This is a genomic window from Alloalcanivorax sp. C16-1, from assembly GCF_046507805.1.
In the GTDB taxonomy this organism is placed as follows: domain Bacteria; phylum Pseudomonadota; class Gammaproteobacteria; order Pseudomonadales; family Alcanivoracaceae; genus Alloalcanivorax.
Window position 1 is genome coordinate 50,499 of sequence record NZ_JBKFTK010000001.1, and the last position, 21,886, is coordinate 72,384.

Consider the following 21,886-nt stretch of genomic DNA (forward strand, 5'->3'; position numbering starts at 1 on the left):
CCGAGGCGCAACGCGCGTTGTGAGAATAGAGTCAGTAACCGCCGGCCTGGGACGGCGACAAATGGTCCTTGAAACGGCGCGACAGGGCGTCCGTGGCCCGCGCCAGCAGGGCGGCATCCGCGCCCACGGCGAGAAACCGGCAACCGGCGGCGAGATGCTCCCGGGCCAGGTCCTCGTTGACGGTGAGCGCGCCGGCGGGCTTGCCCGCCGCCTGAATGCGCCGGAACGCATCCAGCACCGCCGCGTTCACCTCCGGGTGACCGGGCTGGCCCAGATAACCCAGGTCGGCGCCCAGGTCGGCGGCGCCGATGAACACGCCGTCGACGCCGTCCACGGCGGCGATTTCATCCAGGTTGTCCAGGCCGGCGCGGCTTTCCACCTGCAGCAGCACGCACAGTTGTTCGTGGCAGCGGTGCACGTAGTCCGCCACCCGGCCCCAGCGCGAGGCCCGCGCCAGGCCGGCGCCCACGCCCCGGCGCCCATGGGGCGGGTAGCGGGTGGCCTCGACGATGGCGCGGGCCTGCTCGGCGCTTTCCACCATCGGCACCAGGAAGGTCTGCACACCGGCGTCCAGCAGCGGCTTAAGGGTATCCGCGTCGCCGTTCACCGGGCGCACCACCGGGTGGGTCGGATACGGCGCCACCGCCTGCAATTGCGCCAGAATCGAGCGCACATCGTTGGGGCCGTGTTCACCGTCGATCAGCAGCCAGTCGAAACCGGCGGCGGCGCCGATCTCGGTGCCGTAGGCATCGGCCAGGGCGCACCACAGACCGATCTGAGCACGGCCTTCGAGCAGCGCCTGTTTGAAGGAATTGACCGGAAGATCCATGACGCCTCCTGTCAGACGAAGCGCAGACCCAGCGCGCCGAGCGGGCCGTAGTCCACGTGGAAGGTATCGCCGGCGGACGCCGCCACCGGACGGGTGAAGGAACCGGCCAGCACGATTTCACCGGCTTTCAGGGTGACACCGTGGGGGGCCAGCTTGTTGGCCAGCCAGGCGATACCCTTGGCCGGGTGGCCGAGCACGCCGGCGGCCACGCCGGTTTCTTCCACCAGGCCGTTGCGGCTGCACACCGCCGCGCTCCAGCGCAGGTCGATGTCGAACGGGCGGATGGTGCGCCCGCCCAGCACCACGCCGGCGTTGGCGGCGTTGTCGGAGATGGTGTCGAACACCTTGCGCGGCGCGCCGCTGGCCGGGTCCACCTGACGCACCCGGGCGTCGATGATCTCCAGCGCCGGGATCACGTATTCGGTGGCGCGCATCACGTCCAGCACGGTGCAGTCAGGACCGCTGAGGTCCTGTTTCAGCACGAACGCCAGTTCCACTTCCAGACGCGGCACGATAAAGCGGTCCACTTCGATTTCGGCGTTGTCCTCGAAGAACATGTCGTCGAGCAGCACGCCGTAGTCCGGCTCATCAATGCGCGCGGACATCTGCATGGCCCGGGAGGTGAGGCCGATCTTGTGGCCCATCACCCGGCGACCGCGGGCCACCTTCATGTCCACCCACTGGCGCTGGATGGCGTAGGCCTCGGGGAAGCCGATGTCCGGGTATTGCAGGGTCAGATGGTCAATCTGGGTACGTTCGCGTTCGGCGCGGTCGAGCCGCTCCGCCGCGTCACGAATGGCGGCATCATCCAGCATCAGGCCTTCCTCTCGATAATGGTGTTGTGCAGCGCGCCCACGCCTTCGATTTCGGTGACCACCTCGTCGCCGGGCATCACATTGACGGTGCCCTTGGGGGTGCCGGTGAGAATCACATCGCCGGGCTGCAGGGTCATGAAGGCGCTGAAATATTCGATCAGGAAGGGCACGTCGAAGATCATGTCCTTGGTGGAACCTTCCTGGGTGGTTTCGCCGTTGACGCGGGTGGTCAGCCGCAGGTTCATCGGGTCGGCGATGTCCGCCGCGTCCACCAGCCAGGGGCCGATGGGGGTGCAGTTGTCGCGGCTCTTGATGCGGAAGTTGGGCCGGTAGAACCCTTCCAGATAATTGCGCACGGCGTAGTCGTTGGCCACGGTGTAGCCGGCGATGTAGTCGTAGGCATCCGCCTTGGCCACGTTGCGCGCCGGCTTGCCGATGACGATGGCCAATTCGCACTCGTAGTGCATATTGGTGGCATCGGTGGGGCGCGGCGTGAAGGCGCGGTGGCCCACCAGCGTATTGGCGCCCTTGAGGAACACCATGGGTTCTTCCGGCGGCTTGGAGGCGATCTCGGCGGCGTGGTCGGCGTAGTTCAGGCCCAGCGCCAGAATCGTGCCCGGGGTCACCGGCGGCAGCCAGGTCACTTCGCTTTCGTCCAGGCGGCGGCCGTCCGCCAGCCGCACCTTGCCGTTGTCTTCCCAGGCCTGCTGAACGCGGCCTTCGAATGCGATACGGGCTTGTTTCATCAGGCGCTCTCCCCTTCGGCCACCAGCGTGTTTTGCAGACGGCCAATGCCGTCGATTTCCACCGCCACGGTGTCACCGGCGCCGGCCAGCGGCGCGTCCGGGGACATGCCCACCAGGATCAGGTCGCCGGGATAGAGGCTGGTGAAATCAGAGATGTCGGCGAGCAACGTGGCCACCGGGCGTACCAGTTCGGCCAGGCTCCATTGCTGACGGCATTCGCCGTTGACCAGGGCGCGCACGGTAAGGCCGTCCGGGTCCGCAAGGTCGGCGGCGTCCACCAGGCACGGGCCGATCGGGCAGAAGCCGTCCCGGCATTTCTGCTTGAGCGGCTGCCGGAACAGGCTGTCGTGGGGCACGGTGAGGTCGTTGACCAGCGTATAGCCGGCGATGGCGGCGCGGGCCTGGTCGGCGCTGGCGCGGGTCAGGGTGTCCTTGATCACCACGCCCAGGGTGGCACCGACGCGCACCTGGTCCACGTCGGCGGGCAACACCACCGGGGTGCCGTCGGCCACCTGGGTGTTCGGGGTTTTCACGTACATCACCGGGCCGGTGGGCGCGCCGTTGTAGGGCGCCTCATTGATGGCGTCACCGAGCCGGTCCAGTTCGTCCTGGACGTTAAGCAGGCAGCCGTAAACGGCGCCGCTCAGCAGGCGCCCTCCGGGGCGCAGGGTCACGGATGTCATGGTTTCTCCTGAAGTCGTTAACGGCGGCGGGTGTGGATTTCACTGAGCCGCTGGGCAATCAGTTCGGTCTGGCGGCGAATCAACGGGACCAGAATCGCCAGGCGCTCCGGGCTCAGGCGGTCGGCCATGGCCGACACCGCCACCGACGCCACCAGCTGCTGGTCGGCGTCGAACACCGGCAGCGCCAGGGCGCGGGTGCCGGGCACCACGCCCACTTCGCTGTAGGCGTAGCCCAGGGATCGGGTTTCGGTAATGCGGCGGCGCACTTCGTCCAGCTTCAGGCCGTGGCTGACCAGGCGTTGCTCGTTGCCCTGCAGCACCTCTTCGCTGTCGTCCGGCTCGGCGAAGGCCAGCAGCACCAGACCGGACACGCTGACACCCAGCGGCCGGCGCGCGCCCACCTCGATGGACAGCACCTTGACCGGGTAATTGCCGGTCTTGCGGTCCACACAGATGGAGTCGAAGCCGCTGCGAATGGTCAGGAACACGCTGTCGCCACACTGCTCGGCGATGTGCCGCAGGTAGGGCTCGGCCACCGACTTCACCGGTACCCGGGCGGCCCGCGACAGGCCCAGCAGGGACACTTCCGGCCCCACCATGTAGCGGCGGGTGTTGGGGTCCTGCTCCACCGCCTCTTCCTCGATCAGCACACGCAGAATGCGGTGCACCGTGGGCCGGTTGAGGCCGGTCTGGTGGACGATGTCGGTGATCCGCACACCGTGCTCCTGGCCGGTGGCGAGGATGCGCAGGATCGCCACCGCCCGGCGGATGCTGCGCGCGCCCAGGGTCTTACCGCCCTCGCCGGCTTCGCCGCGGGGCGGCTCCACCAACCCGGTGTCCGGCGGCAGCCCGTCGTCGCGTTTCATGATCCTGGCTCGATAATGCTTTTGGGGGTCTGCGCCACCGGCTTGAGCTGACGGATCTCGCCCAGGGTGGCGTAGTTGGCGCCGGCGATGCGGCACACCGGCTGCAGGGCACGGGTGTCGATGCGGCCGTCCTCATAGAGCCGGTCGCTGACGTGGATGCGGGTGACCTGGCCGACGAAGAACTCGGCGCCGGTGTTGCCGTAGCCGGTAACGCTGTGCAGCTTGCATTCCAGGCTGATGGGCGCTTTTTCCAGACGGGGCGGCGTCACCGTCACCGAAGGCAGCGCCGTCAGACCGAGGTTTTCCACCTCGCTTTCATGGGCGTCGTATTCCACCGCGCTGGCGTGCACGTCCTCGACCATGCTCCAGTCGGCGATGTTGACCACGAACTGGTCCAGGGCACGGATATTACGGGCGGTGTCCTTTTCGCGACCGGCCTTGCGGCCGATGTTGATGCCCACCATCAGCGGGCTGTTGGACACGAAGGTAAAGCAACTGAAAGGCGCCAGATTGACCACGCCTTCCGGGGACTGGGTGGTGATCCAGGCGATCGGCCTGGGAACCACGATGCCGCTGATCAGGCGATAGCATTCCTGCGGCGACAGGGAATCGGTGTCGATTTGCATATTATTCTCCTGGCAGTCGACCGGCCGCTCGATGGGGTAGCAGGAAAGCTAAGAGGGTGCCTGTGGGGAATCAACACGGCGCGGACCATAGTGTCCACCATGTGGACGTTTCAATCATAACCGGTCTTCCCGATAACCCGGTATACGCGCATTTCCGAGTATCCTGCGTAGCACAGCCATCGGGTGATGAACGCCAGCGTCCATTATGTGGACCTTCCCGGGATTTAACGGTTGCCGCCCCGGCGCCGGATTCAGGAAAGTACCTGTTCACCCGCACAACCACTTGAAGCCGGCGCCGCCTTTGGACGCCGAGCACAGGAAGGAGAATAAAAACCATGCGTTTATTCCAACGTTTGACCACGCTGTTGATGCTGCTTTGTCTGGGCGTGGGCGCCCAGGCCGCGGACTGGCCCTCCAAGCCCGTTCACCTGGTGGTGCCCTACCCGCCCGGCGGCAACGTGGATCTGGCCGCGCGCATCGTGGCCGACGGCCTGGAAAAGGAATTTGGCCAGCCGTTCGTGGTGGAAAACCGGCCCGGCGCCGGCGGCATGATCGCCGCCTCCTATGTGGTCAAGTCCGACCCGGACGGCTACACCCTGTTCGTGGCCCCCAACGGCCCGGTGCTGTTCAGCCCGATGCTGTTCCGCAAGGACAACTACTACTGGAAGGACGATTTCGCGCCGATCGGCTCAATCTCGTTCGTACCGCTGGTGCTGCAGGCCAACCCGGAACTGGGCATGGACAGCGCCGAGCAACTGTTCAAGTACGCCCAGGAACATCCGGGTGAGCTGGCCATGGCTTCCCCCGGCGCCGGCACCCAGAACCACCTGATCAGCGAAATGATGCAGCGCCTGCTGAAGACCGAGTGGCTGACCGTGCACTACAAGGGCAATGCCCCGGCCACCACCGACCTGCTGGGCGGCCGCGTGGACTTCAACTTCGATCAATTGACCGTGGCCAAGCAGTACGTGACCAGCGGCAAGCTGACCGCCCTGGCGGTGACCTCTCCGGAGCGCCTGGCCGCCCTGCCCGACGTGCCCACCCTGAAAGAGCTGGGCTACGAAGACGCGGTGTCCGAGACCTTCACCGGCCTGTTCGCCCCCGCCGGCACCCCGGACAAGATCGTCAACCAACTGAACCAGGCGCTGGAAAAAGTGCTCGCCGATCCCGCCGTGGTGGAGAAGTTCAAGACCGCCGGCGCCGATGCCCGCGCCATGAGCGTGCCCGACTTCCAGTCCTTCCTGCAGAAGGAATACGACCGCTGGGGCACCCTGATCCGCGGCGCCAACATTCACCGTTAAGCCGCTTTCAACGCACAAGGACCGCAAGAATGTCACGACGCCAGAGCGTTCACAGCGCCGGCTTCTCCCACCAGAACCCGATCCCGGCGGCCAGCCGGATCGGGGACCTGATGGCCACCGGCGTGATCAATGGCACCGACCCGGCCACCGGGGAACTGGGCGCCGACCTGAAAGCCCAATGCGCGTTCATGTTCCAGCACGTGCGCAATATCGTCGAGGCCGCCGGCGGCAGCACTGACGACATCCTGAAGATGACCGTTTGGATGCAGGACCGCTCCCAGCGCGACGTGCTCAACGAGCAATGGCTGAACATGTTCCCGGATGCGGATTCCCGCCCGGCGCGGCACGCCATTCAGAACCCGGTGGAATCCAAATTCCTGATCCAGTGTGACGTGCTGGCGGTGATCGCCGGCGCCCGGGACTGACTGTCCTTTATACGGGCCGCCCGCGCGGCCCACTGATTTTCCATGGCAGGAGCCACCATGCCTGAGTATTACCCTTTCAACCCGGACCCGCGGGCACCGGTGGAAGCGCCGCCGGCTCGTACCTGCGACGCCCAGTTTCACGTGTTCGGCGACCCGGCGGTGTATCCCCCGCGTCCGGAAGCGCCGTTCAAGATGCCGTCCGCCACCATCGACGCGGCGCTGAAAATGCACCGTGCACTGGGCATCGAGCGCGGCGTGATCGTCCAGGCCACCACCTATGGCTCCGACCACAGTGTGGTGGTGGACGCGCTGAAGAAAGCCGGCCCGGACTACCGGGGCTGCGCCAATGCCATCGCCCTCAAGGAGCGCGACGACGGCTACATCGAGGAGCTGCATGAGGCCGGTGTGCGCGGCGCCCGCTTTACCTTCCGCAAGGAACTGGGCGTGGGCCTGTCGCCCCAGGAATTCCAGCGTGCCGCCGACCGGCTCAAGGAGCTCGGCTGGTACGTGAAAATCCAGCCGGAGAAAGACGGCATCCTGGGCAGCGTGGAGCTGTACGAAAACCTGGACATCCCGGTGCTGATCGATCATCTGGGCCGCGCCGACGCCACCCTGGGCGTGGACGACCCGAACGTTCAGAAGACCATCGAGCTGCTCAAGAAAGGCAACTTCTGGGTGATGCTGTCACTGGGCGAAAAGATCTCCACCCAGGGTCACCCCTGGAACGATGTACTGCCGATCGCCCGTGCCTATATCGACGCGGCGCCAGATCGGGTGGTGTGGGCCAGCGATTGGCCGCACCCGCTTTCCAAATCACCGCCGCCCAACGACGCCGAGCTGCTGGAACTGCTTTACCGTTACGCGCCGGACGCCGGCGAGCGACAAAAAATTCTGGTCGACAATCCGGCCAAACTGTTCGGCTACGACGACTGACGCGCTGTTTCAATCTCTCCCAAACCTCGGCCCGGTACTTTTAACCGGGCCTTTTTTTATCTTCAAAAAAATCCTGCCAACCTCGCCATTCCTCTTATTTTTCAGGCTTTTCTGGTCGTTCAATTTCATGAACTCTTATCGTCTATATCGTGGACTTTTTCTTTTTTTTACGATTGCCCCGAATGCACCATAACGACAAAGTAACCTGCAAGGGTGCGCGCTTTTAGTGCGCCTCCGAAGAAAACAATCAGGAGTCATCCACACAATAATCCGATAACGAATCCGCCCGAATCCGTTTCCAGCAACGATCTGAAAAGACGCTCTCCACGGCGTCGCGGGGCGGTTTGTGCTTGAAAAAAGGGAATCAGCCATGAAACTGAACAACAACACTCTCGCCATTCTGGCCGGCGGCCTGATGCTGTCCGGCGCCGCCAGCGCGGCCCAGCCGCAGGCCAAATTCTACGGCCTGCTGGACCTGTGGGCCGGCAGCATCGAGAAGCCGTCGGACCAGGACAACACCGCGCAACTGGCCGGCGGTGGCATGTCCACCTCCTTCCTGGGCGCCCGCGTTGATTACAAGGTCAACGACGAGGTGACCTTCTTCGGCGTGGCCGAGATGTTTCTGCGTCCGGACACCGGGGAAGACGGTCGCTACAACGGCGACGAGTTCTTCGGCCGCAACGCCTACATCGGCGCGTCCAGCCAGACCTGGGGTGAACTGAAAGCGGGCCGCACCAAGTCGCCGTTTTTCATTCCCATGGTGGTGACCAACTCGGTGAAGGACTCGTTCGCGTTCTCTCCGATGATGCTGCACACCTTCAATGGTGGTAACGGCGGCGCGGTGATGGGCGACACCACCTGGAACGACAGCATCAACTACACCACGCCGAGCGTCGGCGGCCTGAAAGCCAATTTGGTGTACGCCTTTGGCGAGGAAGAAGGCGAAAGCGGCGAGAACAAAGTCGGCGGGAACCTGATCTATCGTCAGGGCGGGCTGGTGGCGACGGTATCGGCGATGCGCGTACGCGAAGGCACCCTGAACAACGGCGGCGGCGCCGGCGAACGCGGCAACATTCCCGGCGCCACCGATCAGGACGCGGCCATGGCCGGCCTGTCCTACAACTTCGGCGTGGCCACCCTGTACGGTCAGTACATGACCCTGGAGACCGACACCACCGCCGGCGACGTGGACACCGACACCTGGCAGGCTGGCGTGTCGGTTCCGGTGGGCCCGGGCAACGTGCTGGCGTCCTACGCCAACTCCGACTTCAGCGGCGCCGTGGACTATGAGCGCGACACCTGGGCGGCGGGCTACGACTATGTGGTGAGCAGCCAGCTCGACCTGTACGCCATGTACCTGCACGACGACATCGACGAGGTGGGCACCGGTTCCACCTACGGCGTGGGCGCGCGCTTCAAGTTCTGAGCCGCCTTCTCCGGCGCGGGCCTGGCCGATCGGCGAGGCCCGCTCTCTACCAGAACGCCGCCGCCCAGGCGGACAGCAGCAACAGCAACGCCATCCCCCGATTGAAGCGCCGCATCCAGCGCGGATCATGAATCCAGCGCGCCGCGCCGGCCCCCAACCCCGCCCACGCCAGCACGCTGGGCAGCGCCACCAGCAGGAACACCCCCGCCAGCACCGTGATCGGCCACCCCTTGCCGGCGAACACACCGGTGGCGGCCAGCGCCATCATCCAGGCCTTGGGATTCACCCATTGCAGCCCGGCGGTGGCGATCACCCCCAGACGCCCACGCCGATCGCCGTCATCGCTCCGGCGCACCGCCGGCGCCGCCCGCCATAGCTGCACCGCCAGCATCGTCAGCCAGGCCAGCCCCACCACCGCCATCAGCAGGCGTACGGTCGGATGCGCCGCCAGAGGCCGGGCCAGCCCGGTGCCCACCAGCAGCAGCACCGAGGCGGCGCCGGCGGCGGCGCCCACCACCATGGGCAGCGCCGCCGCCAGGCCGTGGCGGGAGGCACAGGCCAACACCAGCACATTGGTGGGGCCGGGGGTGATCGAGGCGACCAGCGCGAATAAAGCAAAGGGGAGCAGCGATTCCATGACGTTCAAAGCAGCGAAAGGAAGCGCCAGTGTGAGGCCCGCGCCCGCGTCAGTCTGGAAGCTTTGTGCGGCGCCGGTAGTAGGCCGGGGTCATGGCGTAGGCGCGCCGGAACCAGCGCCCCAAATGGCTCTGGTCGGCGAAGCCCACCGCCGCCGCCACCTCGGCGGGACTGCCGCCGGCGGCCAGCATTCGACGGGCACGCACCAGCCGCAGCTGCACCAGATAGGCGTGCGGCGGCACCCCGAAGGCGGCCTTGAACGACCGCGACAGGCGGAACCGGTCGACCCCGGCGGCGACGGCCAGATGGTCCATGCCGATGTCCTCGGCCAGGTGCGCGTGCAGATAGTCGCGGGCGCGCTGGGCGGCGGACGCCGCCATCGGTAACCGCTCCGGCGCCGTGCGCCAGCGGGCGTGGTCGGTGAGCCGCGCCAGCAGCCGGTCCACGGCGGCCTGGCGCAGCATGCGCATCTCGCCGTCCTGCAACGCCTCGAACGCCGCGCCAATGGCTCCGGTAACACGGCGGTCGTCGCACAGGGTGGCGGCGAAACTCAATTCGAAATGGGCGGGCACCTGTTCAAACAGCCGCGCCAGTTCGGCGCGCAGCCAGTGCGGGTCCAGGTACAGCAACCGGTAGGTGAAGCCGCCCGGTACCGGGCCCAGGCCATCGTGCACCTGGCCGGGCTCCAGCAGCATGGCCCGCCCGGGCACGCTTTCGTGGCGCACCCGGCCCACGTGAAAACGCTGCACCCCTTGCTCGGTGACGCCCACCGCGTAGGTGTCGTGCCAGTGGGGGTCGTAGGCGTGGCCTTCAAAATGGGCACGGATGGTCTCGATGCCGGTGTCCCGGTCGCGGGCGAAGCGGACCCAGTTTTCACTGTTGGATGACGCGGTCATGGACGAGTCTCCGGCACGGAACCCGCAAGTCTACACCCGGCGTCGCCACCGGTCTGGAACATTTGTGCGGCGGCCGGGCGGCGGCGCGGGTCAGTGCGGTTGCAGCTGGGGCGCCATGAGCCCGGCGATCCAGTCCATGAACACCGCCGTGCGGCGGGGCAGATGGCGCCGCTGCGGATACAGCAGGGTCACCGGCATCGGCTCCGCCCGCAGCGCCGGCAACACCGCCACCAGGCGCCCGGCCCGCAGATGCGACCGCAGCCCGGATTCCGGCGCCTGCACGATGCCCAGGCCGGCCAGGCAGGCGGCTTCGTAGCTGTCGGCGCTGTTGACCGTCAGCGCGCCCGGCATCGGCAACGACGCGAAGCCGTCGCCCTGGGGATACTCGAACCCGGGCGAGCGGCCGCCCAGCCCGGGCACATAATGAATCAGGCGGTGCCCGGCCAGGTCCTCCAGGGTACGCGGGGTGCCGTGGCGGGCCAGGTAGTCCGGGCTGGCGGCGTTGATGATGGCGAAGGCGCCGAGGCTGCGCGCGAACAGGTTCACGTCGCCGGTGTCTCCCACCCGCATCACGCAATCAAAGCCCTCGCGCACCGGGTCCACGCGCCGGTCGGTGGCGCTCAGTTCCACTTCCAGCAGCGGGTGGGCGGCCAGGAATTCCGGCAAGCGCGGGATCACGAACTTGCGCGCGGTGCTGCTGGGCATGTCCACCCGCAGCCGCCCGGTGAGGGTCTCGCCGCCCACTTCGAACATGGAGGTCATCTCATCCAGGTCCGCCAGCAGGTCCTTGCCGCGCTCGTAGAAGGCCCGCCCTTCCGGCGTCAGCCGCACCCGCCGGGTGGTGCGCTGCAGCAGCAACACGCCGAGGCCTTCCTCCAGCCGCTTGACGGCGGTGGACACACTGGCCTTGGGCAACCCCAGCTGATCGGCGGCGGCGGTGAAGCTGGCCAGCTCCGCCACCCGGGTAAACACGCGCAGATCCTGAAAACGGTCCATGGCCGGCCTCGTCCATTGTTCGTCATTCTTGAACAGAGATTCCGGATTTAAGCGATTTATTGGAACATTCTCAACCAATAAAGTGGACCTGTTCCTGTTTAACGTCGAATGGAGACAACCCATGACCATTGCACTGATCACCGGCGCCAGCCGCGGCCTGGGCCGCAGCGCGGCCCTGCATCTGGCCGACCAGGGCAGCGATGTAATCCTGACCTATCAGCGTAACCGGCAGGCCGCCGACCAGGTGGTCGAGGCCATCCAGGCCAAGGGCCGCCGCGCGGTGGCGCTGCCCCTGGACGTGGCCGACAGCGACGGCTTTGCCGCCTTCGTCGAGCAGGTAAGCGCCGCCCTGGACGAGACCTGGCAAACCGACCGGTTCGATCACCTGATCAACAACGCCGGCATCGGCATCAACACGCCGTTCGCGGACACCACCGAGGAGCAGTTCGATACGCTGATGCGGATTCACCTGAAAGGGCCGTTCTTCCTGACCCAGCGGTTGCTGCCGCTGATCGCCGACGGCGGACGCATCGTCAATATTTCCAGCGGTCTGGCACGCTTCTGCATGCCCGGCTTCGCCGCCTACGCCACCATGAAGGGCGGCATCGAGGTGCTGACCCGTTATCTGGCCAAGGAATTGGGCGAGCGCGGTATCGCCGTCAATACCCTGGCCCCGGGCGCCATCGAAACCGACTTTGGTGGCGGTGTGATTCGCGACAACCAGGAGGCCAACGCCCAGGTGGCCGGCGCCACCGCCCTCGGCCGCGTCGGTCTGCCGGACGACATCGGCGGCGCCATCGCCGCGCTGCTGTCGCCGGGCAATGGCTGGGTCAACGGGCAACGCATCGAGGTGGCCGGCGGCGTGTTTCTGTAAACCCGGCCGGGCTCAGCCGGCGCGCTCTTCAAGACCTTCGCGCCGGCGCTCCGCCCGCCCCAGCAGAAAGCCGGTGCCGGCCCAGGCCAGGGCGATGCCGGCGCCGATCAGCATGGCCAGGCCCGGCAGCTCGCCGATCAGGTCGAGGCCGCGCTTCAACCAGCCACTGAGGGCGTCGCCGCCCCGATAGACCACCGTGTCGATAAAGTTCTTGGCCTTGTACTTCTGCTCCGGCGGCACCGAGGTGTAGAGCATCTCGCGGCCGGGCCGCACCAGGGCGTACTCGCCGGCCCGGCGCGCCACCATGATCACCACGAACACCAAGAACACCGGCGACAGCGCCAGCCACAGAAAACCGGCGGTGATCAGCAGTGGCACCGCGGTGAGCAGGACGCCGATGCCCAACCGCTGGGCGATGCGCCCGGTCAGAAACAGCTGAGTGAGAATGGCGAGAAACTGCACCACCGTGTCGATCAGACCGAACACCTGGGTCTGGCGGGTGGGGTCCGGAAAGGTCTCCGCCACCAGCCGCGCCTGCTCGAAATAAAGAAAGGTGCTGACACTGGCGAGCAGCACCACGAACAGGGCGATACCCATCAAGAACGGCGTGCGCAGCACTTCCAGGGCGCCGTCGAAGGGATTGCCGCCCAGGGCGCGCCCGTGTTCCGCCCGGGCCGGTTCCGCCTCCTCGTTCAACGGATGCCGGTCGCGCCAGCGGTACAGCCACAGGCCGGCGAAGGCACTGCCGGCCAGCAACAGGGCGGCCAGCAGCACCAGGCCGGCGTGGCCCGCCGGCGCCACCAGCAGGGTGCCCAGCCCCGGCCCCACCAGGCCACCCAGGCTGGCGCCGCCGGCCATCATGCCGAACAGGCGCTTGCCCTGGGCGATGCTGAACACGTCCGCCAGCACGCTCCAGGCCAACGACACCACCACCAGGTTGAACACCGACAGCCAGATGTAGAAGGTGCGCGCCACCCAGACGTTGTCGGTGGTGCCGGCGAACAGGGCCGCGAACAGCAGCAGGTTGACCACGAAGAAGCCGTAGGCGGCGGGCAGAATCCTCCGCCGCGCCACCCGGGACGCCAGCCAGCCGAACAACGGCAGCACCGCCAGGGTGGCCAGGAAGGTGCCGGTGAACAGCCACTGCAGATTGTCCACGCCGCCGGCCACGCCCATGGTTTCGCGCACCGGACGCAGCATGAAGTAGCCGGTGAACAGCAGAAAGAACAGCGCCAGCCCGGCCAGCACCGCCGGCGCTTCCTCCACCTCAATGTTGAACAGCCGCGCCGCCAGGCGCGGCAGAGGATGCGAAGACGCCACCGTTACCAGTCCATGGCCATCAGTTCACGCTGCCGGGCCTCGCTGAGCAGGTCGCCACGGCCGGCGTTGAGGTTATCGCGCTGGTGTTCCGGTTTGCTGGTGGCGGGAATCACCGCGGTCACCGCCGGATGGCTGATGGCGAACTTCAGGAACAGCTGGGCCCAACTTTGCGCGCCCACCTCCGCGGCCCAGCCCGGTAGCGGGCGGCCTTTCACGGTGGAGAACAGGGAACCGTCGTCGAAGGCCCGGTTGATCAGCACCGCCACGCCCTTGTCCCGGGCCAGGGGCAGCACTTCCTTGGCGGCCTGCGGTGCGTTCACCGAGTAGTTGATCTGGATGAAATCCAGCGGCTCGCTGCGCAGAATGGCGGCCATCTCGTCCAGGCCCCGTTCCAGGTAGTGGGTGACGCCCACGTACCGGGTTTTGCCCTGCTCCTTCAGTTCCCGGGCAAAGGGCAGCTGGGTTTTCCAGTCGCGCAGGTTGTGCACCTGCAGCAGCTCCACATGGTCGGTGCGCAGCGCTTCCAGCGACCGTGCCCACTGCCGTTCGGCGGCGGCGCGGCTGTCGGCGGCGATCTTGGTGGCCAGGAAGCATCGGTCCCGCCAGCCACCCTCTTCCAGCAAGGCGCCCAGCACCCGGTCGGCGCCGCCGTAGTTGGGGCTGGTGTCGAACACGGTGGCGCCGCTGTCGAAAAAGATCGTCATCGCCTCCTTGAGCCGGCGGTACTTGTCGGAGCCGACCTCCGCCACGAAGCTGCCGGAGGTGCCGGCGCCGATCACCGGCACGGTCTCGCCGCTGGCCGGAATCGCCCGGGTACGCAGCGCGGCGGCCCCGCCGCTGGCCGCTTGGGCCGTGCCCCGCAGCGCCAACGCCAGACCCGCGCCGCCCCACACGGCACCATTCAGAAAATCACGACGTGAAACCATGCTGCCCTCCTCTCCCTGTCAGGGATGTGCGTGTTTTTTTATCGCGTCACAGGATGGACCGCGATTTGGCGTAGAATGCTTCGCCGCGTGGTCACAGTGGCCCGACGCCCGTGTTTTTACCGTGATCACCCCTCAGCAGGAGCCTTTTGATGACCCGCCCTTATCCCGCCCCCGCCGGCCGCCGTGAATGGCTGGGCCTGGCGGTCCTGATGCTGCCCACCGTGCTGCTGGCACTGGATATGACGGTGCTGCATCTGGCGGCGCCGCACCTCAGCGCGGACCTGCGGCCCAGCAGTTCCCAGCTGCTGTGGATCCTGGACATCTACGGTTTCATGATCGCCGGCTTCCTGGTCACCATGGGCACCCTGGGCGACCGCATCGGCCGCCGCCGGCTGCTGCTGGGCGGCGCCACCGCCTTCGGCCTGGCCTCGGTGATGGCGGCGTTCGCGCCCAGCGCGGAAACCCTGATCCTGGCCCGCGCCCTGCTGGGCGTGGCCGGCGCCACCCTGATGCCGTCCACTCTGTCGTTGTTGCGCAATATGTTCCAGGTGGACAGCGAGCGGACCCTGGCGATCACCGTGTGGATGACCGGCTTTATCGTCGGCAGTGCCATCGGCCCGCTGGTGGGCGGCGCCCTGCTGGAATTTTTCTGGTGGGGGTCGGTGTTTCTGCTCGGCGTGCCGGTGATGGCGCTGCTGCTGCTCACCGGGCCCTGGCTGCTGCCGGAGTTTCGCGACCGGGACGCCGGCGGCCAGGACTGGACCAGCGCCCTGCTGTCGGTGGCCACCGTGCTGGCGCTGATCTTCGGGCTCAAGGATCTGGCTCGCAACGGCCCGGGCCTGTTGCCGCTGGCGGCGATCCTCGCCGGGCTGCTGATCGGCGCCCTGTTCATACGGCGCCAGCGGCGCCTGGCCACGCCCATGTTCGACCTGGCGCTGTTCAACAACCGGGATTTCAGCACCTCGGTGGGCGCCATGATGCTCACCATCCTGGCGCTCTCCGGCGCCTGGCTGATGGTGTTTCAATATTTGCAGGGGGTGCTGGGGCTGTCGCCGCTGCACGCCGGCCTGACCATGCTGCCGCCGGCGGTGCTGCAAACCGTGTTGTCGCTACTGATTCCGCGCCTGACCCGTTATCTGCCCCGCTGGCAACTGGTCAGCGGCGGCCTGGGACTGGCGGTGTTCGGCTTTCTGGCGATGGTCGGCGTCAACGAGCTGGGCGACCTGTGGCTGCTGATCGCCGGCATGACGGTGATGGGGCTGGGGGTGATGCCGATGATGATCCTCGGCACCGATATGGTGGTGGGCGCGGCGCCGCCGGAAAAAGCCGGCGCCGCCTCCGCCACCTCGGAAACCGCCACCGAGCTGGGCATGGCCCTGGGCGTGGCGGTGATTGGCAGTCTCGGCGCGGCGGTTTACCGCCACCATATGCTGACCGCCCTGCCCGACGGGCTGAGCCCGGACCAGGCCCTGGCCGCCGGCGACACCCTGGGCGGGGCCCTGGGCGCCAGCGCCGCCCTGCCGCCGGCCCTGGCCGAGCCGCTGATGGCCGCCGCCCGGGCGGCCTTCAACGCGGCCCTGCACACCAACGCGGCGGTGGGCGCGGTGATCGTCGCCGCCACCGCCCTGCTCACCGCCTGGCGGCTGCGCCCCCGATCGGACGATCAGGGCACGAAGCGGGTGGAGAAGGCGTCGTCCGGCAATTCGTCCAGGTAGCCTTTGCCCATCACCCGGTTGGCGCGATCCGCGAACGCCTTGAGGCCGTCGATGTACTGATCGTTCCAGGTGGTGGCGTAATCCCGGGTGACCCGTTCGGCGAGCATGTCGATGCCGGCCTGGTCGAGGCCCAGTTTTTCGCCGTAGGCCTGGAACACCTGCGGGTGGCTCTTCACATAGTCCACCGCTTCCACCCAGCCTTTCAGGAAGCCGGACAGCGCCTCCGGGTGGGCCTCGGCGAAGTCGTCGTTGGTGGCCAGGGCGATCCACAGGAAATCGTCCCCGGTTTTCTCCTTGTAGATGTCACCCAGGTTGCCGATGCTGCGGTACTTGTCCGAGTGCATGGCCTTGGCCGCCAGCGGATCGAACAGCAGGCCGGCGTCGATGTCGCCGCTGTCCAGCAGGGTGGGGATGATGCCCGGGCCGACATACTGCAAGTTGCCTTCCTTGGCCGGGTCGAAACCGTAGAAGTCGTTCAGCACCACCCGCAACAGCGCGGTGGCGGTGCCGGCCGCGCCGGCGTAGGACGCCACGCGCTTGCCCTTCAGGTCCTCCAGGCTCTTGATGTCCGAGCCGGTGGGTACCAGCACGTCCAGGCTGGTGCCACGTCCCACGGGGAAGATGTTGAATACCGGGAAACCTTGGGCACGGAATTGGGCGAAGCCGGTCCAGCCGCCGAAGCCCACATCCACCTGCTTGCCACGAATGGCGTTAAACAGGCCGTCCAGTGTCGGGAAGGCCTGGTATTTCAAATCCACGCCGTATTTGTGATCGAACTCCTGGTCGATCATCACATGCGACGCGATACCGTTGAGCGACTGAGCCATGTCACCAATGCGGATTTCCGTGTCGGCGGCCCGCGCGCTCAATGCCAGTGCGCACAGTGTCACTGCCAGCAGCGGCGCCCCCAGCAAAGACTTTTTCATCAAACCTTGAACGTTCATGGAACTCTCCTCCCAGCTTTGTCGTTATGTCTTTAAACCCATTAAGCGTTATTTCGGCGCGAGCGGACCTTTATTGAGCCGGCACGAACCGGGTACTGAAGGCTTCCTCGGGGACTGTCTCCAGGTAGCCTTTGCCCATGACCCGCCGGGCCCGTTCGGCGAACCCCATCAGGCCGTCGATATAGCGGCGATTCCAGGGCGAGGTGTCGTAGTCGAGGAGGGCACGCTGCGCCAGCAGCTCAACGCCCGCCGCATCCAGACCCATCTGTTCGCCAAACGCCTGGAACACCTGAGGGTGTTCTCGAACATAAGCCAGCGCTTCCAGCCAGGCCTGCAAGAAGCCGGCCATGGCATCGGCGTGACCGTCCGCGAACCCGTCGTTGGTGATCATGGATATCCAGAGAAAGTCATCCCCGGTGCGGGCTTTGTAGAGCTCGCCCAGATTGCCGATGCTACGGAATTTACCGGAGGCCAGGGCTCGGGCGGCCATGGGGTCGAACAACAGACCGGCGGCCACATCACCGCTTTCCAGCAAGTTGGGGATGACGCCGGGGCCGGCGTATTGCAGGTCACCGGTTTCGGCGGGATCGAAGCCATAGAAATCGTTGAGCAGCACTCTCAAAAGCACCGTTCCGGTGCCCGCCGCGCCGGCGAAGGACACAATGCGCTTGCCCTTCAGGTCTTCCAGGTCCTGAAGCTCGGAGTCCACCGGCACCAGCACATCCAGAGTGGCGCCGCGCCCCACCGGATACACATTCAGTACCGGATAGCCCTGGGCCCGGAACTGCGCGAAGGCGGTCCAGCCCCCGAATCCCACATCCACCTGTTTGCCGCGCACCGCGTTGAACAGGCCCTCAATGGTCGGGTAGGCCTGGCGGCTCACCTGGATGCCGTGCTTTTTATCCAGCCCCTGATCGACGATCACCTGATAGACCACGGTGATCAGCGACTGGGGCATATCGCCCATTCTTACTTCCGGCACCTCGGCCCGGGCACTGATCGCCAACGCTCCGATCAATAACCCGACCATCGCGGCTTTTATTCCATATCCCCTCGACACTTTCTTTCTCACGGTGTTCTCCTTTCTCGTTGTTGTTAGTCAGGGCGACGTTCCCCCGCCAAACGGGCCTGCTCCGCCGCCTCGGCGGCTTCAAGAAAGGTGGCGGAAACGGTCTTGCCCACCTGAAACAGGGCGGCGTCGTCATAGTCCCGAGGACGGGGCACGTCCACGGTGATTTGATTACGGATACCGCCCTGGGACAGCACCACCACCCGGTCGCCCAGAAAAGTGGCTTCGTAGCTGTTGTGGGTGATGAACAGAATGGTCTTGCCGGTTTCGCGCCAGATATCGAGCAGGTCCACCCGCAGCCGCCGGGCGGTGAGTTCGTCCAGGCCGCTGAACGGCTCGTCCATGAACAACACGTCCGGCTCGATGGCCAGGGCCCGCACCAGCGACAGCCGCTGGGCCATGCCGCCGGACAGTTGGTGGGGGTAATAGTGGCGGAACCCCTGCAGACCGGTGAGCGCGAAGTAGTGGTCCTTGATCGCCGCCCAGCGCGCCCGGGGCACCCGGGAGTTTTCCAGGGCGAAGTCCACATTGCGTTCGGCGGTGAGCCAGGGCAGCAGGCGCGGCTCCTGGAACAGATAGCCGATGGTCAGCGGCGGCTTGCCGCCGGGCGCCATGGGCTGGCCGCCGAAGCGCACGGTGCCCCGGTAGTCGCCGTCCAGACCGGAGAGGATGTTGAGCAGAGTGGATTTGCCGCAGCCGGACGGGCCCAGCAGGCAGACGAACTCGCCGTCGGCCACGGCCAGATCCAGGCCGTCGAGCACCCGCTGGCCGGGGAATTCCTTGACCAGCCCCTCGACCAGAATGCCGTTGTCGGTCGCTTCTCGGGTCACAGCCTTACCTCCGGGCGCCAGGCGAACAGCCGGCGCTCCAGCCGTTGCAGGATCACCAGTTCGATAAACAGCATCACCAGGGTGAACAGCAGGGTCCAGGCCAGCACCTGCCCCATGTTCGCCAACTGGTACCAGTAGAACAGCTGGAAGCCGACCCCGTCCGGTCGCCCCAGCAGTTCCACCAGTACCGTGATCTTCCACACGATGCCCAGGCCGAAACGCAGGGACGCCATGATGTAGGGCAGCACCTGGGGAAACAGCACCCGGCGCACGATCATCCAGCGCGAGGCGTTGAATACCTTGGCCATCTTGAACAGGCGGGTGTCGATGTTCTTGACCCCTTCCCACAGATTGATGGCGATGGAGGGCGCCGAGGTGAGGCCGATGGCGACGATGGCGGCGGTTTCGTTGAGGCCGATCCAGATAAAGGCCAGGATCGCATAGCACAGGCTGGGCACGGTCAGCGCCACCATCACCCAGATATCCAGGGTTTTCTCGGCGAACCGGTTGAGCCCCATGATGATGCCCACCGGCACGCCCACGGCCATGGCCAGCGCCAGGCCGCCGGCCACCCGCCCCAGGGTGGCCAGCAGATGCTGGTGCACCTGGCCGTCGGCCACGTTTTCGATCAGTACGTTGAGGGTTTGCCAGGGGCCCGGCAGCACCGTCCCCGGCAGCAGCAAGGACAGCCCGAACCAGGCCGCCACCACGGCCAGCATCGATCCCAGTTTTAACAGCAAAGCGTTTTCCTTTTTATCGTTCGCGCCGTCGACCGCCCTTAACGGGGCAATTGGATGCCGGCGTCCCGGGCGCAGCGGCGGGCAAGCTGTCCGGCCTGATCGAGCAGGGCCGCCTCATCCAGAAACAGGGCGCGACGGTTTTCGATCAACAAGCGACCGTCCACCATCACGTCGCGCACATCTGTGCCACGGGCGCTGTACACCAGCGCGGCCCTCACATCCAACGTCGGCGCCAGGTGCGGCTGACGCAGGTCCACGGTGATGATGTCCGCCTTCATGCCCGGCACCAGGCAGCCCACCTGCCCCTCGCGACCGATGGCCAGGGCCCCCTCCGAGGTAGCCATGCGCAACGCGCGGGCCGCGTCCAGGGCATCCGGATCCCCTTTGGCGGTCTTGGCCGTGGCGCAGGCGTATTTCATGCTCTCGAACAGGTCCTGACCGCAATTGGCGGCGGGCCCATTGGTGGCCAGACCACAGGTGACACCGGCATCCAGGAACGGATGAATCGGCGGGAAGCCAGAGCCCCAGAACAGTCGGGTGGGCGGGTCGAGCAACACGCGGGTGTCGCTCTCGGCCAGCAACCTCACCTCGTTCGGTGAGATGTCGTACACCGCGGCCAGTTGCACGTCGGGACCCAGGCAGCCGGTTTCAGCGAGCAGTTCCACCTGCCGGATTTCGCGCCCGAAATGTTGAGCGATCAGGGTATTGAACTCTTTGGTCTCGGCACCGTGCATGTGCAGGCTGATACCCAGGTCGCTCGCCAGCGCCCGGGTCTGACGGAACATGGCCTCGTCCATGCACCAAGGCAATAGCGGGCCGGTGGCCAGCCTCAGCCGGTCGTTGTCGGCGCCGTGCCACTCGTGGGCCAGATCGGTAATGCGGCGCGCCTGCAGGTCCAGGCTTTCCATATAGCTGGGGCGGAAATTGCGCCCGAGAAATCCGGGCGCCAGCGTGGCGCGCACGCCGGCGTCACGCATCGCCTGCAGCACCGCGTGCTCCGGTGTATAGCCGGGCGGGTGCGGCGCCACCAGATTTTCCACCAGGGTGGTGTTGCCGTTCTTGAGGTTTTCCAGACAGCCGAGCAGCTGCGCCACGTACATGGCTTCTTCGTCGAACGCCTCGATGATCGGCAACTGCTGGTCGAGCCACTGCATCAGTCGCTTTTCCGGACCCAAGGTGCGGCCGAATACCATGCTCAGATGGGTATGGCCATTCACCAAGCCCGGCATCACCAGCTTGCCACGGGCATCCAGGGTATGGTCCACGGGCTGAGCCGGGAGACCGTCACGGGGGCCCGCGTATTCGATGCGGTCATCGCGGACCAGTACGCAACCGTCTTCGTAATCATTGCCGTCCGCATCCAGCGTCAGGACCCGGCCCCCTTCAAATAATATGGTGGTCATTCATCCCCCCCTGAGGGTCGATCTAGAACAAATCCCGGGGCTTGGCGCGGTCCCACTCCCGGACAATGCGGGCGGCGGCGATACGCAGATGGTCGAGCAGACCGTCTTCCGGATGCCGGGCGCGCTCCCCCACCGAGGCCACCGCCACCACGCCCAGCAGATTGTTGTCGGAGCCAATGATGGGCACCGCCACGCTGACCACGCTGGTTTCCAGCTCGCCGGCACTGGTGGCATAGCCTCGCTCACGGATTTCCACCAGCTCGTGCTGCAGGTCTTCCACCGGGCGGGGAAACTCGTCCTCCGGCAGCGTGCGGCAGTAATTCAGTACGTCGCGAATATCAGCCTCATTCATATGGGCCAGATGCACCTTGGCCGAGGCACCCCGATACAGGGGCGTGTTGGCGGCGGGGCCGAGCCCCACCCGTACCGCCCGCGGGCCGTCCTGGAAACGCACGCACAGCACCCGGTCGCCGGCACGGTGGGTAATCATGGCACTCTCACCGGTGATGCCGGCCAGCTCGCGCAGGATCGGCGCGGCGATCTCGGACATGTCGCGGCCGTATTCCTCGGTGAGCGCCACCAGGCGCACGAAGCCGGGGCTGAGCACGAACTCGCCGCTGCGCGCCATGGCGGTGATCAGGCCGCGCCGGCGCAGGCTGTGCAGATAACGGTAGGCGGAGCTGCGCGACAGGCCGAAGCGGCGCTCGATCTCCCTGCGCGTCACCACCCGGCCGTGGCCGGCGAACATCAGCATGATGTCCAGGATCCGGTCCAGCGAGGAGGCATTGTCGTTGTTGTTCATTGTTGTGTTCCGGAAAGTGGGTCGGGCTGAAAATCCAAGCCGTCGGGGCCGACCGGGCGGTCGGGACGACCCGGACGCCGGCGCA

Annotated in this window: 23 protein-coding genes; 6 read left to right on the top strand and 17 right to left on the bottom strand. The window is 66.3% G+C overall.

Annotation, left to right across the window (positions count from 1 at the left end; translation table 11 throughout):
- Positions 1 to 31: 31 nt before the first annotated feature.
- From hpaI to ACLD0W_RS00265, 6 genes are read right to left on the bottom strand one after another with little or no spacing between them, the layout of a single operon-like run.
- Positions 32 to 829 (bottom strand): 4-hydroxy-2-oxoheptanedioate aldolase, encoded by a 798-nt coding sequence (gene hpaI, locus ACLD0W_RS00240; protein WP_410305513.1) that lies wholly within the window; start codon positions 827 to 829, stop codon positions 32 to 34.
- 11 nt (positions 830 to 840) lie between these two features.
- Positions 841 to 1,644, bottom strand: coding sequence for a 2-oxo-hept-4-ene-1,7-dioate hydratase (gene hpaH, locus ACLD0W_RS00245; protein WP_410305514.1), 804 nt, complete (start codon positions 1,642 to 1,644; stop codon positions 841 to 843).
- Positions 1,644 to 2,390, bottom strand: coding sequence for a fumarylacetoacetate hydrolase family protein (locus ACLD0W_RS00250; protein ID WP_410305515.1), 747 nt, complete (start codon positions 2,388 to 2,390; stop codon positions 1,644 to 1,646). Before ACLD0W_RS00250 ends, hpaH begins: the two co-directional genes overlap by 1 nt.
- On the bottom strand, positions 2,390 to 3,073 hold the full coding sequence (locus ACLD0W_RS00255) for a fumarylacetoacetate hydrolase family protein (RefSeq protein ID WP_410305516.1): 684 nt from the start codon (positions 3,071 to 3,073) through the stop codon (positions 2,390 to 2,392). Before ACLD0W_RS00255 ends, ACLD0W_RS00250 begins: the two co-directional genes overlap by 1 nt.
- Before the next feature lie 17 nt (positions 3,074 to 3,090).
- A complete protein-coding gene (locus ACLD0W_RS00260; RefSeq protein ID WP_410305517.1) occupies positions 3,091 to 3,939 on the bottom strand; it encodes an IclR family transcriptional regulator in 849 nt (282 codons plus the stop codon).
- Positions 3,936 to 4,565, bottom strand: coding sequence for a flavin reductase family protein (locus ACLD0W_RS00265; protein ID WP_410305518.1), 630 nt, complete (start codon positions 4,563 to 4,565; stop codon positions 3,936 to 3,938). Before ACLD0W_RS00265 ends, ACLD0W_RS00260 begins: the two co-directional genes overlap by 4 nt.
- Before the next feature lie 335 nt (positions 4,566 to 4,900).
- Here ACLD0W_RS00265 and ACLD0W_RS00270 point away from each other — a divergent pair, with 335 nt between their 5' ends.
- From ACLD0W_RS00270 to ACLD0W_RS00285, 4 genes are all read left to right on the top strand, one after another.
- On the top strand, positions 4,901 to 5,866 hold the full coding sequence (locus ACLD0W_RS00270) for a Bug family tripartite tricarboxylate transporter substrate binding protein (protein WP_410305519.1): 966 nt from the start codon (positions 4,901 to 4,903) through the stop codon (positions 5,864 to 5,866).
- Between the two features lie 29 nt (positions 5,867 to 5,895).
- Positions 5,896 to 6,291 (top strand): RidA family protein, encoded by a 396-nt coding sequence (locus ACLD0W_RS00275; RefSeq protein ID WP_410305520.1) that lies wholly within the window; start codon positions 5,896 to 5,898, stop codon positions 6,289 to 6,291.
- A 57-nt stretch (positions 6,292 to 6,348) separates the two neighbouring features.
- Positions 6,349 to 7,224, top strand: coding sequence for an amidohydrolase family protein (locus ACLD0W_RS00280; RefSeq protein WP_410305521.1), 876 nt, complete (start codon positions 6,349 to 6,351; stop codon positions 7,222 to 7,224).
- 370 nt (positions 7,225 to 7,594) lie between these two features.
- A complete protein-coding gene (locus ACLD0W_RS00285; RefSeq protein ID WP_410305522.1) occupies positions 7,595 to 8,650 on the top strand; it encodes a porin in 1,056 nt (351 codons plus the stop codon).
- 46 nt (positions 8,651 to 8,696) lie between these two features.
- On the opposite strand, the gene ACLD0W_RS00290 is transcribed toward ACLD0W_RS00285, so the two are convergent.
- The 3 genes from ACLD0W_RS00290 to ACLD0W_RS00300 form a co-directional block, all read right to left on the bottom strand.
- Positions 8,697 to 9,287, bottom strand: coding sequence for a LysE family translocator (locus ACLD0W_RS00290; RefSeq protein ID WP_410305523.1), 591 nt, complete (start codon positions 9,285 to 9,287; stop codon positions 8,697 to 8,699).
- 49 nt (positions 9,288 to 9,336) lie between these two features.
- Positions 9,337 to 10,182: an AraC family ligand binding domain-containing protein gene (locus ACLD0W_RS00295; RefSeq protein WP_410305524.1), complete on the bottom strand. Its 846-nt coding sequence runs from the start codon at positions 10,180 to 10,182 to the stop codon at positions 9,337 to 9,339.
- 90 nt (positions 10,183 to 10,272) lie between these two features.
- A complete protein-coding gene (locus ACLD0W_RS00300) occupies positions 10,273 to 11,178 on the bottom strand; it encodes a LysR family transcriptional regulator (RefSeq protein ID WP_410305525.1) in 906 nt (301 codons plus the stop codon).
- A 121-nt stretch (positions 11,179 to 11,299) separates the two neighbouring features.
- Here ACLD0W_RS00300 and ACLD0W_RS00305 point away from each other — a divergent pair, with 121 nt between their 5' ends.
- Positions 11,300 to 12,052 (top strand): SDR family NAD(P)-dependent oxidoreductase, encoded by a 753-nt coding sequence (locus tag ACLD0W_RS00305; RefSeq protein ID WP_410305526.1) that lies wholly within the window; start codon positions 11,300 to 11,302, stop codon positions 12,050 to 12,052.
- A gap of 12 nt (positions 12,053 to 12,064) precedes the next feature.
- Here the strand turns inward: ACLD0W_RS00305 and ACLD0W_RS00310 are convergent, their stop codons facing one another.
- Both ACLD0W_RS00310 and ACLD0W_RS00315 read right to left on the bottom strand, forming a co-directional pair.
- On the bottom strand, positions 12,065 to 13,372 hold the full coding sequence (locus ACLD0W_RS00310) for an NTP/NDP exchange transporter (protein ID WP_410305527.1): 1,308 nt from the start codon (positions 13,370 to 13,372) through the stop codon (positions 12,065 to 12,067).
- 2 nt (positions 13,373 to 13,374) lie between these two features.
- A complete protein-coding gene (locus ACLD0W_RS00315; protein WP_410305528.1) occupies positions 13,375 to 14,298 on the bottom strand; it encodes an aldo/keto reductase in 924 nt (307 codons plus the stop codon).
- Between the two features lie 149 nt (positions 14,299 to 14,447).
- Between ACLD0W_RS00315 and ACLD0W_RS00320 the strand changes: the two genes are divergently transcribed.
- Complete coding sequence (locus ACLD0W_RS00320; RefSeq protein WP_410305529.1) at positions 14,448 to 16,013, top strand: MFS transporter; 1,566 nt, start codon at positions 14,448 to 14,450, stop codon at positions 16,011 to 16,013.
- Here the strand turns inward: ACLD0W_RS00320 and ACLD0W_RS00325 are convergent.
- The 6 genes from ACLD0W_RS00325 to ACLD0W_RS00350 form a co-directional block, all read right to left on the bottom strand.
- A complete protein-coding gene (locus ACLD0W_RS00325) occupies positions 15,962 to 16,957 on the bottom strand; it encodes an ABC transporter substrate-binding protein (RefSeq protein ID WP_410305530.1) in 996 nt (331 codons plus the stop codon). The two genes, ACLD0W_RS00320 and ACLD0W_RS00325, sit on opposite strands and share 52 nt — an antisense overlap.
- Before the next feature lie 70 nt (positions 16,958 to 17,027).
- Positions 17,028 to 17,924: an ABC transporter substrate-binding protein gene (locus tag ACLD0W_RS00330; RefSeq protein ID WP_410305531.1), complete on the bottom strand. Its 897-nt coding sequence runs from the start codon at positions 17,922 to 17,924 to the stop codon at positions 17,028 to 17,030.
- A 128-nt stretch (positions 17,925 to 18,052) separates the two neighbouring features.
- Positions 18,053 to 18,856 (bottom strand): ABC transporter ATP-binding protein, encoded by an 804-nt coding sequence (locus ACLD0W_RS00335; RefSeq protein ID WP_410305532.1) that lies wholly within the window; start codon positions 18,854 to 18,856, stop codon positions 18,053 to 18,055.
- Positions 18,853 to 19,596: an ABC transporter permease gene (locus ACLD0W_RS00340; RefSeq protein ID WP_410305533.1), complete on the bottom strand. Its 744-nt coding sequence runs from the start codon at positions 19,594 to 19,596 to the stop codon at positions 18,853 to 18,855. The genes ACLD0W_RS00335 and ACLD0W_RS00340 overlap by 4 nt, the downstream gene beginning before the upstream one ends.
- Positions 19,597 to 19,634: 38 nt before the next feature.
- Entirely contained in the window at positions 19,635 to 20,999 is a 1,365-nt protein-coding gene (locus tag ACLD0W_RS00345; RefSeq protein WP_410305534.1) for an amidohydrolase family protein, read from the bottom strand.
- Between the two features lie 22 nt (positions 21,000 to 21,021).
- Entirely contained in the window at positions 21,022 to 21,801 is a 780-nt protein-coding gene (locus ACLD0W_RS00350; protein WP_410305535.1) for an IclR family transcriptional regulator, read from the bottom strand.
- Positions 21,802 to 21,886 lie beyond the last annotated feature (85 nt).